Source organism: Methyloligella solikamskensis (assembly GCF_042676065.1).
Taxonomy (GTDB): Bacteria; Pseudomonadota; Alphaproteobacteria; order Rhizobiales; family Methyloligellaceae; genus Methyloligella; species Methyloligella solikamskensis.
The window spans coordinates 1,829,150-1,842,828 of record NZ_JBHTJO010000001.1 but is presented as its reverse complement, the minus strand read 5'-3'; the positions used below and the strand labels follow the sequence as shown (position 1 = coordinate 1,842,828).

Sequence of the window (13,679 nt, the reverse complement as noted above, 5' to 3'; positions counted from 1 at the left end):
GTGGATGGCTGTTCTTTAAACTACGCGTGCAACTGATTCCGGTGTAAGGTCGAGGCCCATGGCGCGGTACATTTTCATTACCGGCGGCGTGGTTTCCTCCCTCGGAAAAGGACTGGCCTCAGCCGCTTTGGGCGCATTGCTGCAGGCGCGGGGCTACAAGGTCCGCCTGCGCAAGCTGGACCCTTATCTCAACGTGGATCCGGGGACCATGAGCCCCTATCAGCACGGCGAGGTGTTCGTCACCGACGACGGTGCCGAGACGGATCTCGACCTCGGCCATTACGAGCGTTTCACCGGTACGCCGGCGAGCCAGGCCGACAACATCACCACCGGCCGCATCTATCAGGACATCATCGCCAAGGAACGCCGCGGCGATTATCTGGGCTCCACCGTCCAGGTGATTCCCCACGTCACCGACGCCATCAAGGAATTCATCGTCACCGGCAACGAGGGCGTGGACTTCGTGCTGTGCGAGATCGGCGGCACCGTGGGCGACATTGAGGCCCTGCCGTTCTTCGAAGCGATCCGCCAGCTTTCCAACGAGCTGCCGCGCCAGGATTCCATCTTCATTCATCTCACGCTGGTGCCATTCATCCAGAGCGCCGGCGAGTTGAAGACCAAACCGACCCAGCATTCGGTGAAGGAGCTCCGCTCCATCGGCATCCAGCCCGATGTGCTGCTTTGCCGGGTGGACCGGGAGATCCCGGAGGACGAGCGCCGCAAGATCGCGCTGTTCTGCAACGTCCGGCCCGAATCGGTGATTCAGGCCCGCGACGTCTCCAGCATCTACGACGTGCCATGCGCCTATCACGAGGAGGGGCTCGACACGGAGGTTCTGGAGGCCTTCGGCATCAAGGATGCGCCGCCGCCCGATCTCGCCGCCTGGCGCGAGATCGCCGAGACCGTCCACAATCCGGACGGCGAGGTCACCATCGCGGTGGTCGGCAAATATACCGGCATGAAGGACGCCTATAAGTCCTTGAGCGAGGCCCTCGTCCATGGCGGCATCGCCAACCGGGTAAAGGTCAACCAGCGCTGGATCGAATCCCAGATCTTCGAGAAGCAGGATTCCGCCGCTTATCTCGAAGACGTTCACGGCATCCTGGTGCCGGGCGGCTTCGGCGAACGCGGCGCGGAGGGCAAGATCGAGGCGGCCCAATTCGCCCGCACCCGCAATCTCCCGTATTTCGGCATCTGCTTCGGTATGCAAATGGCCGTGATCGAGACCGCACGCCACCTCGCGGGCCTGAAGGACGCAAGCTCCACCGAGTTCGGCCCGGCCGAGGAGCCGGTGGTGGGCGTAATGACCGAATGGATGAAGGGCGACGAGCTTCAAATCCGCCGCAACGGCGGCGATCTCGGCGGCACCATGCGGCTCGGCGCCTATGACGCCGTGCTCGATGGCGGCAGCCGCGTCGCTAAGATGTACGGCGGCACGGAAATCTCCGAGCGCCACCGCCACCGCTACGAAGTGAACATGCGCTACCGCAATGTGCTCGAAGCGGCGGGCCTGCGCTTCTCAGGGCTTTCGCCGGACGGGCTGTTGCCGGAGATCGTCGAGATCCCGGACCATCGCTGGTTCGTGGGCGTTCAGTTCCACCCCGAACTGAAATCGCGCCCCTTCGCGCCCCATCCGCTCTTCGCCTCCTTCATCGGTGCGGCCGTGGAGCAGAGCCGGCTGGTGTAATCGAGCCCGCGCCTTCCTATCTTCGACTCTCGACGCCTCCCCGGAATTAGTGGCATTAAGCGCGTATGGCTCTCTTTAAGAACGACCCCCACAAATCCATCGCTATCGGCAAGGCCGAGTTCGACAACACCAAGCCGTTCGCGCTGATCGCCGGCCCCTGCCAGATGGAGAGCCGCGACCATGCCATGGAGATGGCGAGCGCGCTGAAGGAGATGGCGCAAGGGCTGGGCCTCGGCCTCGTCTACAAGTCGTCCTTCGACAAGGCGAACCGCACCTCCGGTTCGGCCAAGCGGGGCATCGGTCTTGAGAAGGCGCTTCCCGTCTTCGCCGAGATCCGCGAGGAGCTGGGGCTTCCCGTGATCACCGATGTGCACGAGCCCGGCCAGTGCAAGAAAGTCGCCGAGGTCGTGGACGTGCTTCAGATCCCGGCCTTTCTCTGCCGCCAGACGGATTTGCTGGTCGCCGCCGCCGAGACGGGCAAGCCGGTGAACGTGAAGAAAGGGCAGTTCATGGCGCCGTGGGACATGAAGAATGTCCTGGCCAAGGTTTGCGATGCCGGAAATCAGGATGTGCTCGTGACAGAGCGTGGCGTGTCGTTCGGCTATAACACCCTGGTTACCGATTTTCGGAGCATCCCCATCATGGCCGAGACCGGGGCCCCGGTGATCTTCGACGCGACCCATTCGGTGCAGCAGCCCGGCGGGCAGGGGACGTCATCGGGTGGCGATCGCCGCTTCGTGGCCACTCTGGCGCGGGCCGCCGTCGCGGTGGGTGTTGCGGGCATCTTCATCGAGACCCATCAGGATCCGGACAATGCGCCGTCGGACGGGCCGAACATGGTGCCGTTGAACGAGCTGGAAGCGCTTCTCACCGACCTCATCGCCATCGACTACCTGATCAAGACGCCGACGACCGAGACGGCCTGATCAGTCGAGAGTACCCGGCGGGATCAGCTCCTGGGCTTCCTGGTCCCAGCGCCAGAGATTGTCGTCGGTCAGGTGAGTGCCGCCCCACCAGCGGTCAATGGAATTCTCCGAGTAGCGATCGACACCACCGGCCACCACCGCCTTGCCGAACTCCGATAGACCGACAGAGCTTTTCAGATAGGTCTGGGTCCCGGCCGCATCGTTCGGATTGAAGAACATGTTCTGCAGGCCCTCGACCAGCGGCGTCTCGCAGAGCGAGAGCCCATCGAGCACGGCCCAGAAACTCCAATCGCCCATGAACATCGCCTCTTCCTGTCGCTGGGAGAAGGCGAACATCTGGGGCGGGTTCAGCTCGGTGAAATAGAGCGGCTGCAGCATCTGCCGCTCCGTGCGGGTGAGCCCATCGCGTCCCGGAAGCTCCTCCAGCATGCGCAGCACGGCCGGCCGCAGGTACGGAAGAGACGTATCGGCACTATCCAGAAGCGCCGCCCATTCCTCCGGCGTATCGGAGCGGAAGGCGGCCCAGCCACGGGCGCCAAGTGCAAGCTGCTCTTCGGTGACCGGTTGCTCGGAGGCGCGCAGGTCAGGGAGATCCTCCGCCGTCATGTGGGAGATGAACTCCGACGACTGCACCAGCAGCAACTTTCCGGGCTCCCGTGGATGGGCGTCGAACCAGTCGAGGATCTGAAGTAGCTGAAGCTGATCGTAAAGATCGTGCTCGAACCACAGCGCGACCCGATCGAACACTTCCGACACCATCAGCCCGCGATTGCGCGCCTCGAAATCGTTCTTCAGTTGCTGCGGCGTCGCCCAGCCCCGCGAGGCGAGATAGTCGGCGCGGATCGCATCCAATTCCTCCCGGTCTTCCGTGAACGGCACCGGGCCTTCGTGCAGCACATCCCGCCAGGGCAGCACCTCGGCGCCCGCGATTGTCGAGCGCAAAAGCTCGCCCGCCTGGTCGCCATTGGTGATGATCAGATCGTGCTCCATCGCAACCATAAAAAACTCCGTTAGCCGCGCCCCCGATAAGGCGCGACGCCTTGGTCCGGCAGCCAAAGCCCCTCAGGCACTTCGCCGTGCTGCCAGAAAACATCGATGGGAATGCCGCCCCGCGGATACCAGTAGCCGCCGATCCGCAAATAGGCCGGCGCGATCTCGTCCACGATCCGCTTGCCGATGGAGACCGTCGTCTCCTCGTGGAAGGCGCCGTGATTGCGGAAGCTGAACATGTAGAGCTTCAGCGATTTGGATTCGACCAGCCACTCGGCCGGCACGTAGTCGATCACGAGATGGGCGAAATCCGGTTGCCCCGTCACCGGGCACAGGCAGGTGAATTCGGGGCACGTGAAGCGGGCGAGATACTGGGTATCCGGATGGGGGTTCGGAACCCGCTCCAGCCGAGCCTCCTCGGGCGATTTCGGAATAGAGGTCTTGTGGCCGAGCTGGGTCAGCTCTTCCTTGGATCTAGGCGTATCGGCCTTGTCGGCCATCGGGGAATTCCTATTCGGCAAACGCTACTCGGCCGCGAGCGGGTGCGGCCCGTGATAGATGCAGCCTTCCTGGCAGCTATCCCGGGAGACGGCAACCTCGGCCAGACCGGGAAGCCGGTTATGCAGCCGGTCCCAGAGCCACATGGTGATGCGCTCCAGGGTCGGCAGCTCCAGCCCCTCGATATCGTTGAGAAAGCGGTGGTCCAGCGCCTCGCGCGCTTCCGAGATCGCCTTCGAGACATCCTCGAAATGGATCACCAGGCCGGTCTCCGGGTTCGGCGCCCCGTCGATGGAGACGCGCACGCGGAACGAATGGCCATGCACCCGGGAGTTCGGGTGGCCGTCCGGCGCCGAGGGCAGCACGTGCGCCGCCTCGAAGTAGAATTCCTTATAGATCCGCATGGGCGCTGTTTATGAGATTTCCGTTCGCCAAGCCAGAGGCTCGGCCAATTTAGCGCAAGCCAAAAGCAAGTTAGCGCAAACCAAGGATTTTATGGCTTTGCACGCTTAACCGCCATTTGGGATGCGCCATGCAATATTCAATCGCTGCTTGCGTATTTTGCGTCTGCGCCGGCCCGTCCATGGGCTGGAGCAGATGATGGGAAAAGGAAAGCGCCGGCAGATCCTCCGGCTTCAAGGTCTCTTGCGGGTAAACCAGCTTCAGCTCGTCGCCCGAAAGCTGCGTCAAGGGCGCGCCCGCCTTGGGGCTCACGCAGATCCAGTCGATGGAGCGCGGCACGGGCAGCGTCCCGTTGGTCTCGATGGCGATCTCGAAGCCGGCCGCATGCAGCGCATCGATCAGCACCTCGTCCACCTGAAGCATCGGCTCGCCACCGGTCAGCACGATGAAGGGCGGCGTACCGCCATTGCCTTTCCACTCCGCCTTGCACGCCTTCGCGAGTTGCTCGGCCTGGCGGAACTTGCCGCCGCCGGTCCCATCGGTCCCGACGAAATCCGTGTCGCAGAAATTGCAGACGGCGTCCGCGCGATCTTCCTCACGCCCGGACCACAGATTACAGCCCGCAAAGCGGCAGAAGACGGCGGGCCTTCCGGCCTGCACCCCTTCGCCCTGCAGCGTGTAGAAGATCTCTTTGACGGCGTAAGTCATCTTGCGGCGGAAATTGGCGATTTCTGCCGCAATGCGCAAGGGAACCCTTGGGTCGTCGAACGTCGGACTAACACTCAGCCTCGTCATCACCGGGCTTGACCCGGTGATCCATGCCGTTCCGCATCGGCAGTTTCGGCACTACAATGGAAACTCTGAGGTCGCTGCGCCGTAACGGAATGGATGCCCGGATCAAGTCCGGCATGACGCTCGAGAGTGGTGGACCGCCTAAGCCGCCACCATGCTCTGGGGCACGTCGCGCAGGCGCTCGATATCCTGAGACGGCGGTAGACCGAACAGTCGCCGGTACTCCCGGCTGAACTGGGAGGGGCTGCTATAGCCGACATCGTAGCTAGCGGAGGCGGCATCCCGCATCCCCAGCAGCATCAGCCGGCGCGCCTCCTGGAGACGGAGCTGCTTCTGATACTGCAGCGGGCTCATGGCAGTAATCGACTTGAAATGGCTGTGGAAGGCCGATGCGCTCATGCCCGCCATGTCCGCCAGATCGTCCACCCGCAGCGCCTCGCGGTAATTCGCGTTCAGCCAGATGATCGCCCGGTTGATGCGCTGGAGCCGGCTGTCGGCCATGGCGATCTCGCGAACTCGCGCCCCTTGCTCGCCCTGCAGCAGGCGGAACAGGATCTCGCGCTCGATCAGCGGGGCGAGCACCTTCGCATCGCCGGGCGACTCCAAAAGGCGCAGCATGCGGATTGCCGCGTCTGTAAGCTCCGGCGTCACCGCGCTTACCGCAAGGGCAGGGGCCGGCCCCTGGGGCCCGGAACTCGAGACCGCCTGGTCGAGCAGCAGGCTCGCCAGGACCTCACGGTCGAGATTGAATTTCACGCACAGATAAGGATGCTCTGACGTCGCCTCCAAAATCTGACCGACGACCGGGACATCAACGGAGATCACCAGATATTTCTCCGCATCGTAGGTGAGCACCTGATCGCCTAGGATCGCACGCTTGCTGCCTTGGGCGATGAGACATACCGCGGGATCATAGACCGTATGGAGGGGCAGGGTCGGCGTGGAGCTCTTGATCAGGAACAGACCCGGGATCGCGGTTGCCTGAACTCCGTCCGCCTCGGAAAATCGATCAACAAGAGCGGCGAACTCCCGGCGGCGCTCTTCCATAGCATGCTCCTTCTTCCGGCTTCCCCATATTGACGAAACCGTCATCGCACATGGCGGAAATCTACAGCCTTTCAAGGCGCGATGTCTCGCGAGACTCCTGAACTCTGGAGGATTAGGCAAGACTGGAGGACGATCGGACTACCGCCTTCCAATGCCAGGTGCCACTTTCCCAACCAGACACCGGCGCTTCGGCGCCCCGAGAATAAGGAGAGTGACCATGTCGAATATCGAAGGAAAAGTCGTCGCCATCACCGGCGCGAGCAGCGGCATCGGGGAAGTCACCGCCCGCCACCTGGCCAAGCAAGGCGCCAAGGTCATGCTGGGCGCCCGCCGCACCGACAATCTTGAGAAGATCGTCAAAGAGATCAAAGACGCTGGCGGCACCGCCTCGTTCAAGTCCGTGGACGTCGTGAAGCGGGACGAGGTGGAAGCCTTCGTGAAGGCGACACAGGAGGAATTCGGCAAGGTCGACGTCATCGTCAACAATGCCGGGCTGATGCCTCTGTCACCGCTGGAGGCCCTGAAGGTCGACGAGTGGGACCGCATGGTCGACGTGAACATCAAGGGTACCCTCTACGGCATCGCCGCCGTGCTCCCCATCATGAAGAAGCAGGGCTCAGGTCAGGTCATCAACCTGTCCTCCGTCGCCGGTCATGTCGTATTCCCGGGCGGCGCCGTCTATTGCGGCACGAAATTCGCCGTCCGCGCGATTTCTGAAGGGCTCCGCCAGGAGAACAAGGATATCCGGGTGACCACCATCTCGCCCGGCGCCGTTGCGACGGAGCTGCTGGAGCATATCAGCCATGAGGAGACGGCGAAGAATGTGGAAGGGTTCGGCCAGATCGCGATCTCTTCCCAGGCCATCGCTGAGTCCGTGGCCTTCGCCATCGGCCAGCCGGACGATGTGGACGTGAACGAGATGATCGTCCGCCCGACGGTGCAGGATCTCTAAGCTTAGAATTTTACAGCGATAGAAGTCGGGGAGGCGGAGGACGCAAATCTTCCGCCTCGCTTTTTATTGGGAAGCAAGAAGCGCTTACTTCTCCCAGTCCTCAAGCTCCATCTTGCCCGGGATCACCTTCTCGGGAGGATTGGTGCCTTCCGGATTGATGGACCGGATGAAGGCGATGATCTTCCAGAGATGATCGGCTGTCTTGATGGTGTGCCCCATGGGCGGCATGCCCGCATGAACAGTGCCCCACTGGATCCTGTGGAAGCCTTGCTCCTTCAAGCCGTCGGAGCCCAGAGCGATCAGCCGGAACAGCACATCGTCGGTATTCCCCCAGAACCAAACACCCTGGCTAAGCGCGGGGCAGAACCCGCCGCCGCCGGTGCCGCCGTGGCATTCGTTGCAGCCCGGAAGCCGGAACTGCTTGACCAGGTTGGGATCGTCCGCGGCCATTTTCTTGTAATCGGGATAGGGGCTGTGCAGACCTCCCGGTGGCACTTTTTCGACGAGCTCTAGCGGCGGGGTGGTGTCGCCAGGCTCGCAGCATTCCACGGCGTCGCTGGCTTGATCGCCGGCCTCAGCGGCGCCTTTGGCCGGTGCCGCGGACTTCTCGTCCTTGTCGTCGGCAGAGGTCTCGTTGGCGGCAAGCTCCATGGTCTCGCCGGTCTTATCCGCCGTCACGGCCGCTTCGGATGTGTCCGAAGCCCCGCCACCGCCCGTCACCATCGCCGTCGCCGGCGCTGCTTCGGACTGAGCGACCACCCAGGGCACACCCTCGGTGAGAAATAAAACGCCGAGCGTCAGACAGAACGCGACGAGCGGCGCATGTCGCATCAAAGCTTTCATGCGTATTCTCCGTTTGATTTTCCCAATTTCGTGTCGTGCCGATCCGGCTCAACCAGCCGAACGGCGGCAACAGCTATGCCACTTTTCCAAGCATGGGGCGAATTTGTCCCTGTCGCAGTTCGCACCTGCAGACCGGCGGGCTGGGGAAATCAGCGGATGATTAGTAGCGGGGGAGTCTCTAGCTGCCGGCGCCTTAAAGCGAGGCCTGCCACTCTCGATAGCCCTTCGCGCGGAGCTCGCAGGCCGGACAGTCGCCGCAGCCATAGCCCCAATCGTGGCGGGTCTCGTGGTCGCCGCGATAGCAGGTGTGGCTGTGCTCGATGATGAGATCGACGAGGGGCTGCCCGCCCAGCCGATCGGCAAGAGCCCACGTCTCCGCCTTCGAGAGCCACATGAGCGGCGTGTCGATCTGGAAATCTTTCTCCGTGCCGAGCTGCAAGGCCCGCTCCATGGCTTGCAGCGTCTCGTTGCGGCAGTCGGGATAGCCGGAATAATCCGTCTCGCACATGCCGCCCACCAGCACCGGCAGATCGCGGCGATAGGCGAGCGCCGCGGCATACGTGAAGAAGACGAGGTTCCGCCCTGGCACGAAGGTGCTGGGCAGGCCGTTATCGAGCATCACGATTTCCGACTTGCCGGTCAGCGATGTCTCCGCGATCTGGCCGAATCCGGTGATGTCGAGCATATGGTCGGGGCCGAGCTTGCCCGCCCAATCGGGGAATACGTCCGCGAATTCCTTTAGGAGACGCGCCCGGCATTCCAGCTCGACCGAGTGGCGCTGGCCGTAATCGAAACCCACCGTTTCCACATGGGCGTAACGGGACAAGGCATGGGCGAGACACACGGTCGAATCCTGCCCGCCGGAGAAAAGTACCAGCGCGCCGAGAGAGTTGTCAGACCGTTTTGTAGGTTTGGAAGCGCTCATGATCCCGCTTATGGTGCACCGAAGGCGGCCTGCAACGTAACAGCGACGTAACAACGCGCTTTCGCTTTTCCGGACCCTTTGTTAAGAGGACGGAACCTTGGGCGCGGTCCGATGCGCCCTCCATGAAATCTGTAAAGCCGCCACGACGCGCTTTTTAAGGCGAGGACCCCCTATGACCGCAATCAAATCCGTAAAGGGCCGCGAAATTCTCGACAGCCGCGGCAATCCGACGGTCGAGGTGGATGTTACCCTGGAAGACGGCGCCTTCGGCCGTGCAGCCGTCCCGTCGGGCGCCTCCACCGGCGCTCACGAGGCCCACGAGCTGCGCGACGGCGGCAACCGCTATCTCGGCAAGGGCGTGCAGAAGGCGGTCGATGCGGTGAACGGCGAGATCGCCGAGACCCTGAAGGGCAAGGATGCCTCCGATCAGGAAGCCGCCGACAAGGCGCTCCAGGAGCTCGACGGCACCGACAACAAGAAACGGCTGGGCGCCAACGCCATCCTCGGCGCGTCGCTCGCCATCGCCAAGGCGGCCGCGGCTTCCAAGGGTCAGCCGCTGTACCGTTATCTCGGCGGCGAGCAGGCCAACCTGCTGCCCGTGCCCATGATGAACATCATCAATGGCGGGGCCCATGCCGATAACCCGATCGACTTCCAGGAGTTCATGATCGTGCCTGTCGGCGCGGACAAGTTCTCCGAAGCGCTCCGCATGGGCGCCGAAACCTTCCACGCACTGAAGAAGGCGCTGAAAGCTGCCGGCTACAACACCAATGTCGGCGACGAGGGCGGTTTCGCCCCCAATCTCGGCTCGACCCGCGAGGCGTTGGATTTCATCATCACCGCCATCGAGGACGCGGGCTTCACCCCCGGCGAGGACATGTTCCTGGCCCTGGACGTCGCCGCCACCGAGTTCTTTGAAGACGGCCTGTACAATCTGGCCGGCGAGGGCAAGAAGCTCGAAGGCGCCGACATGGCCGAGTATTACGGCGAGCTTCTCGCCAACTATCCGATCTTCTCCATCGAGGACGGCATGTCCGAGGACGATTGGGAGGGCTGGAAGGCGCTCACCATGCTGATCGGCAACAAGTGCCAGCTCGTCGGCGACGACCTTTTCGTGACCAACGTGACCCGCCTGAAGCAGGGTATCGACAAGGGCATCGCCAACGCGATCCTGGTAAAGGTGAACCAGATCGGCTCGCTGACCGAGACCCTTGAGGCCGTGAAGATGGCCCAGGATGCCGGCTATAACGCCGTCATGTCTCATCGCTCCGGCGAGACGGAAGACGCCACCATCGCCGATCTGGCGGTCGCCACCAATTGCGGGCAGATCAAGACGGGCAGCCTGGCGCGGTCCGACCGCGTGGCGAAATACAATCAGCTTCTCCGCATCGAGGAAGAGCTGGGCGCGGCCGCGAAATACGCCGGCAAATCCGTCCTGAAGCGCGGCGCGTAACCTGCACTTAACCCTCTCTCCCCGACACTGCCGATTCGCCGCCGCGTTTAAGCGCGGCGCCATCGGGGAGGGGTTCAAGCGTTTCTCATGGGTGTCCGGTCACTGATCTTCCCGCTTCTCGCTTGCGGGATCGGCGCATATTTCGGCTACAGCCTGCAGAGCGGCGATCACGGGCTGAAAGCCCGCGAGGAGCTGCAATCCCGCAAAGAGGTGCTGCAGGGTGAGCTCGCCGGCCTGAAAGAGGTGCGCAAGCGCCTGGAACGTGACGTGGCCTTGCTGCGGCCCGAGAGCCTCGATCCCGACATGCTCGACGAGCGCGCCCGAGCGATTCTCGATCTCGCCCATAACGACGAGGTCGTGATGATGAAGCGGAGAGTCCCCAACAGATCCTTCATGCCGCGGCCCTAAGGCAGACGGCCCGATTGATGGGCAAAGCGCCGCTCTCCCAGTGGTAAGCAGCACACGATACGTGTAAAACTGCCTCCGGTTGCTTGAGCCGACGGAGGCCCGGTTGAGTTCTCAAGGCCAATACGATCATCCCATTCCGCGCTTCCTGTCTCAGGGAGCGCCCGAGCCCTCACGCGCGAGCGAAGACGGCCAGTCGGGTGCAGGCGGTAATGGGAGCAACGGCAACGGCCGCGCCGAGAGCTTCGCGGCGGGGGTTGCCGACGAGGTGATCGGCAGCAAGGGCGACACCTCCAACCTCGGCGCCTATCGCGCCATGCTCCTGATCCGCCGCTTCGAGGAGAAGGCGGGCCAGCTCTACGGCATGGGCCATATCGGCGGGTTCTGTCATCTCTATATCGGCCAGGAAGCCATCGTCACCGGCATGCGCACGGTGATCGAGGATGGCGACCAGGTCATCACCGCCTATCGCGATCACGGCCACATGCTGAGCTGCGGCATGGACCCGAAATACGTTATGGCCGAGCTCACCGGACGCCGTCACGGCTACTCCAAGGGCAAGGGCGGCTCCATGCACATGTTCTCGGTGGAGAAGGATTTCTACGGCGGCCACGGCATCGTCGGCACGCCGGCGCCGCTCGGCACCGGCATCGCGTTCGCCAATCACTACCGGGAGAACGACCGGGTTTGCCTGACCTATTTCGGCGAGGGCGCCGCCAACCAGGGCCAGGTCTATGAGAGCTTCAACATCGCATCGCTCTGGAAGCTCCCCGTCGTCTACGTGATCGAGAACAACCGCTACGCCATGGGCACATCGGTGGAGCGGGGCAGCGCCAATGCCCACAAGCTCTACAATCGCGGCTCCGTCTTCGGCATTCCCGGCGAGCAGGTGGACGGCATGGATATCTCGGCCGTGGCCGACGCGGGCGCCCGCGCCGTGCATCATGCGCGCCACGGCGCCGGTCCCTATATCCTGGAGATGCTCACCTATCGCTATCGCGGCCACTCCATGTCCGACCCGGCCAAGTACCGCACCCGCGAGGAGGTCAAGGACGTCCGCGAGCATCACGACCCCATCGATCTGGTCGGCAAGCGCCTGATGGAAGCGGGCGTGGCAACGGAAGAGGATCTCAAAAAGATCGACAAGGAGATCCGCGCCGTCGTGAACGAAGCCGCCGAGTTCGCCATGGAAGATCCCGAACCCGATCCGGACGAGCTCTGGACCGACGTGCTCGTCGAATCCCAACCGCCCTCTCAAGCCTGAAGCTGCAAGCGCCGATGTCTCAAGAAGTTCTGATGCCGGCCCTGTCGCCCACCATGGAGGAGGGCACCCTCGCCAAATGGCTGGTGAAGGAGGGCGATGCGGTGAAGACCGGCGACGTGATCGCCGAGATCGAGACCGACAAGGCCACCATGGAGGTGGAGGCGCTCGACGACGGCAAGGTTGGCAAACTGCTCGTGGAAGAAGGCACCGAGCACGTGCCGGTCAACAAGCCCATCGCGATTCTTCTCGACGAGGGCGAGGATGCCGCCGACATCAAGATTCCCGAACAGAAGGACACCTCTCCCCAGGGGGGAGAGGTCGCGGCGCGCAGCGACGCGGGTGAGGGGGCAAAGTCGAAAAATGGCTCCCCCTCACCCCAACCCTCTCCCCCGAGGGGAGAGGGAGAACGCCCGGCTGAGCCCGAGACCAAGGCGCCGCCCAAGCCCAAAATCGCGCCCGATCCGGAGATCCCCGAAGGCACCGAGTTCATCGACCAGACTGTGCGCGAGGCACTCCGCGACGCCATGGCGGAGGAGATGCGCGCCGACGGCGACGTCTTCGTTATGGGTGAGGAGGTCGCCCAGTATCAGGGCGCCTACAAGGTGACCCAGGGGCTCCTGCAGGAGTTCGGGTCGAAGCGCGTGGTCGACACGCCCATCACCGAATACGCCTTCGCCGGCATCGGCACGGGCGCGGCCTTTGCCGGGCTGAAGCCCATCGTGGAGTTCATGACCTGGAACTTCGCCATGCAGGCCATCGACCACATCGTGAATTCCGCCGCCAAGACCCACTACATGTCCGGCGGCCAGATGCGCTGCCCCATCGTCTTCCGCGGCGCGAACGGTGCCGCCGCCCGGGTCGCTGCCCAGCACAGCCAGGACTACTCGTCCTGGTACGCCCATGTGCCGGGGCTGAAGGTCATCGCGCCCTATAGCGCCGCCGACGCCAAGGGGCTCCTGAAGGCCGCCATCCGCGATCCCAACCCGGTGGTCTTCCTGGAGAACGAGATCCTCTACGGCCAGCAGTTCAAGGTGCCGAAGCTCGACGATTACGTGCTGTCCATCGGCAAGGCGCGGATCCTACGGGAAGGCAAGGACGTGACCCTCGTCTCCTATTCCCGCGGGCTCACCTACGCCATCGCCGCCGCCGACACGCTCGCCGAGGAGGGGATTGAAGCGGAGATCATCGACCTGCGCTCGCTTCGCCCCCTCGACATGGAGACGATCCTGGCCTCACTCGCCAAGACCCATCGCCTGGTCGCCATCGAGGAAAGCTGGCCCGTTTGCTCCCTCGCGTCGGAGATTTGCGCGCGCGTCACGCAAGACGGCTTCGACGATCTCGACGCCCCGCCGCTCACCGTCTCCGGCGCCGACGTACCCATGCCCTATGCCGCCAATCTGGAGAAGCTGGCCCTGCCGCGTAACGAGCAGGTGATCGCGGCGGCCAAGAAGGTGCTCTACAAGGACTGAGCATCAGAACGATTGCCGGAAATCAC

14 protein-coding genes are annotated in these 13,679 nt (G+C 63.3%); 7 read left to right on the top strand and 7 right to left on the bottom strand.

All coding sequences use genetic code 11. The features are described from left to right. Positions 1-58: 58 nt before the first annotated feature. Both ACFQ2F_RS08970 and kdsA read left to right on the top strand, forming a co-directional pair. Positions 59-1,687, top strand: coding sequence for a CTP synthase (locus tag ACFQ2F_RS08970; RefSeq protein WP_379088807.1), 1,629 nt, complete (start codon positions 59-61; stop codon positions 1,685-1,687). Between the two features lie 65 nt (positions 1,688-1,752). Continuing rightward, on the top strand, positions 1,753-2,613 hold the full coding sequence (gene kdsA, locus ACFQ2F_RS08965) for a 3-deoxy-8-phosphooctulonate synthase (RefSeq protein WP_379088804.1): 861 nt from the start codon (positions 1,753-1,755) through the stop codon (positions 2,611-2,613). Here the strand turns inward: kdsA and ACFQ2F_RS08960 are convergent, their stop codons facing one another. From ACFQ2F_RS08960 to ACFQ2F_RS08940, 5 genes are all read right to left on the bottom strand, one after another. Further along, positions 2,614-3,612 (bottom strand): DUF1835 domain-containing protein, encoded by a 999-nt coding sequence (locus ACFQ2F_RS08960; RefSeq protein ID WP_379088802.1) that lies wholly within the window; start codon positions 3,610-3,612, stop codon positions 2,614-2,616. 11 nt (positions 3,613-3,623) lie between these two features. Then, complete coding sequence (gene queF / locus ACFQ2F_RS08955) at positions 3,624-4,103, bottom strand: preQ(1) synthase (protein ID WP_379088799.1); 480 nt, start codon at positions 4,101-4,103, stop codon at positions 3,624-3,626. Between the two features lie 24 nt (positions 4,104-4,127). Further along, positions 4,128-4,505, bottom strand: a complete 378-nt coding sequence (locus ACFQ2F_RS08950) for a 6-pyruvoyl trahydropterin synthase family protein (protein WP_379088796.1) — start codon at positions 4,503-4,505, stop codon at positions 4,128-4,130. A 70-nt stretch (positions 4,506-4,575) separates the two neighbouring features. After that, complete coding sequence (gene queE, locus ACFQ2F_RS08945) at positions 4,576-5,211, bottom strand: 7-carboxy-7-deazaguanine synthase (RefSeq protein WP_379090655.1); 636 nt, start codon at positions 5,209-5,211, stop codon at positions 4,576-4,578. 225 nt (positions 5,212-5,436) lie between these two features. After that, positions 5,437-6,342, bottom strand: coding sequence for an AraC family transcriptional regulator (locus ACFQ2F_RS08940; RefSeq protein ID WP_379088793.1), 906 nt, complete (start codon positions 6,340-6,342; stop codon positions 5,437-5,439). 217 nt (positions 6,343-6,559) lie between these two features. Between ACFQ2F_RS08940 and ACFQ2F_RS08935 the strand changes: the two genes are divergently transcribed. Beyond that, positions 6,560-7,294, top strand: a complete 735-nt coding sequence (locus ACFQ2F_RS08935) for an SDR family oxidoreductase (protein ID WP_379088790.1) — start codon at positions 6,560-6,562, stop codon at positions 7,292-7,294. A gap of 84 nt (positions 7,295-7,378) precedes the next feature. Here the strand turns inward: ACFQ2F_RS08935 and ACFQ2F_RS08930 are convergent, their stop codons facing one another. Next, the gene (locus tag ACFQ2F_RS08930; protein WP_379088787.1) at positions 7,379-8,137 is read right to left on the bottom strand and encodes a hypothetical protein; all 759 of its coding nucleotides are present in this window, start codon (positions 8,135-8,137) and stop codon (positions 7,379-7,381) included. 193 nt (positions 8,138-8,330) lie between these two features. Then, positions 8,331-9,062 carry a 7-cyano-7-deazaguanine synthase QueC gene (gene queC, locus ACFQ2F_RS08925; RefSeq protein WP_379088784.1) on the bottom strand — a complete coding sequence of 244 codons (732 nt, stop codon included), beginning with the start codon at positions 9,060-9,062 and terminating at the stop codon, positions 8,331-8,333. 172 nt (positions 9,063-9,234) lie between these two features. Between queC and eno the strand changes: the two genes are divergently transcribed. The 4 genes from eno (at position 9,235) to ACFQ2F_RS08905 (ending at position 13,653) form a co-directional block, all read left to right on the top strand. Beyond that, on the top strand, positions 9,235-10,515 hold the full coding sequence (eno, locus tag ACFQ2F_RS08920; RefSeq protein ID WP_379088781.1) for a phosphopyruvate hydratase: 1,281 nt from the start codon (positions 9,235-9,237) through the stop codon (positions 10,513-10,515). Between the two features lie 87 nt (positions 10,516-10,602). Beyond that, entirely contained in the window at positions 10,603-10,923 is a 321-nt protein-coding gene (locus ACFQ2F_RS08915; RefSeq protein WP_379088778.1) for an FtsB family cell division protein, read from the top strand. A 265-nt stretch (positions 10,924-11,188) separates the two neighbouring features. Further along, on the top strand, positions 11,189-12,184 hold the full coding sequence (gene pdhA, locus ACFQ2F_RS08910; protein WP_379090653.1) for a pyruvate dehydrogenase (acetyl-transferring) E1 component subunit alpha: 996 nt from the start codon (positions 11,189-11,191) through the stop codon (positions 12,182-12,184). A 14-nt stretch (positions 12,185-12,198) separates the two neighbouring features. Continuing rightward, positions 12,199-13,653, top strand: coding sequence for a pyruvate dehydrogenase complex E1 component subunit beta (locus ACFQ2F_RS08905; protein WP_379088775.1), 1,455 nt, complete (start codon positions 12,199-12,201; stop codon positions 13,651-13,653). Positions 13,654-13,679: the final 26 nt, after the last annotated feature.

Excerpts from the sequence above, each read along its gene's own strand:
- ACFQ2F_RS08960 (WP_379088802.1), bottom strand. The coding sequence starts at position 3,612 with ATGGTTGCGATGGAGCACGATCTGATCATCACCAATGGCGACCAGGCG.
- ACFQ2F_RS08950 (WP_379088796.1), bottom strand. The coding sequence starts at position 4,505 with ATGCGGATCTATAAGGAATTCTACTTCGAGGCGGCGCACGTGCTGCCC.
- ACFQ2F_RS08915 (WP_379088778.1), top strand. The coding sequence starts at position 10,603 with ATGGGTGTCCGGTCACTGATCTTCCCGCTTCTCGCTTGCGGGATCGGC.
- queE (WP_379090655.1), bottom strand. The coding sequence starts at position 5,211 with ATGACTTACGCCGTCAAAGAGATCTTCTACACGCTGCAGGGCGAAGGG.
- eno (WP_379088781.1), top strand. The coding sequence starts at position 9,235 with ATGACCGCAATCAAATCCGTAAAGGGCCGCGAAATTCTCGACAGCCGC.
- ACFQ2F_RS08930 (WP_379088787.1), bottom strand. The coding sequence starts at position 8,137 with ATGAAAGCTTTGATGCGACATGCGCCGCTCGTCGCGTTCTGTCTGACG.
- ACFQ2F_RS08935 (WP_379088790.1), top strand. The coding sequence starts at position 6,560 with ATGTCGAATATCGAAGGAAAAGTCGTCGCCATCACCGGCGCGAGCAGC.
- ACFQ2F_RS08905 (WP_379088775.1), top strand. The coding sequence starts at position 12,199 with ATGTCTCAAGAAGTTCTGATGCCGGCCCTGTCGCCCACCATGGAGGAG.
- queC (WP_379088784.1), bottom strand. The coding sequence starts at position 9,062 with ATGAGCGCTTCCAAACCTACAAAACGGTCTGACAACTCTCTCGGCGCG.
- kdsA (WP_379088804.1), top strand. The coding sequence starts at position 1,753 with ATGGCTCTCTTTAAGAACGACCCCCACAAATCCATCGCTATCGGCAAG.
- queF (WP_379088799.1), bottom strand. The coding sequence starts at position 4,103 with ATGGCCGACAAGGCCGATACGCCTAGATCCAAGGAAGAGCTGACCCAG.
- ACFQ2F_RS08940 (WP_379088793.1), bottom strand. The coding sequence starts at position 6,342 with ATGGAAGAGCGCCGCCGGGAGTTCGCCGCTCTTGTTGATCGATTTTCC.
- ACFQ2F_RS08970 (WP_379088807.1), top strand. The coding sequence starts at position 59 with ATGGCGCGGTACATTTTCATTACCGGCGGCGTGGTTTCCTCCCTCGGA.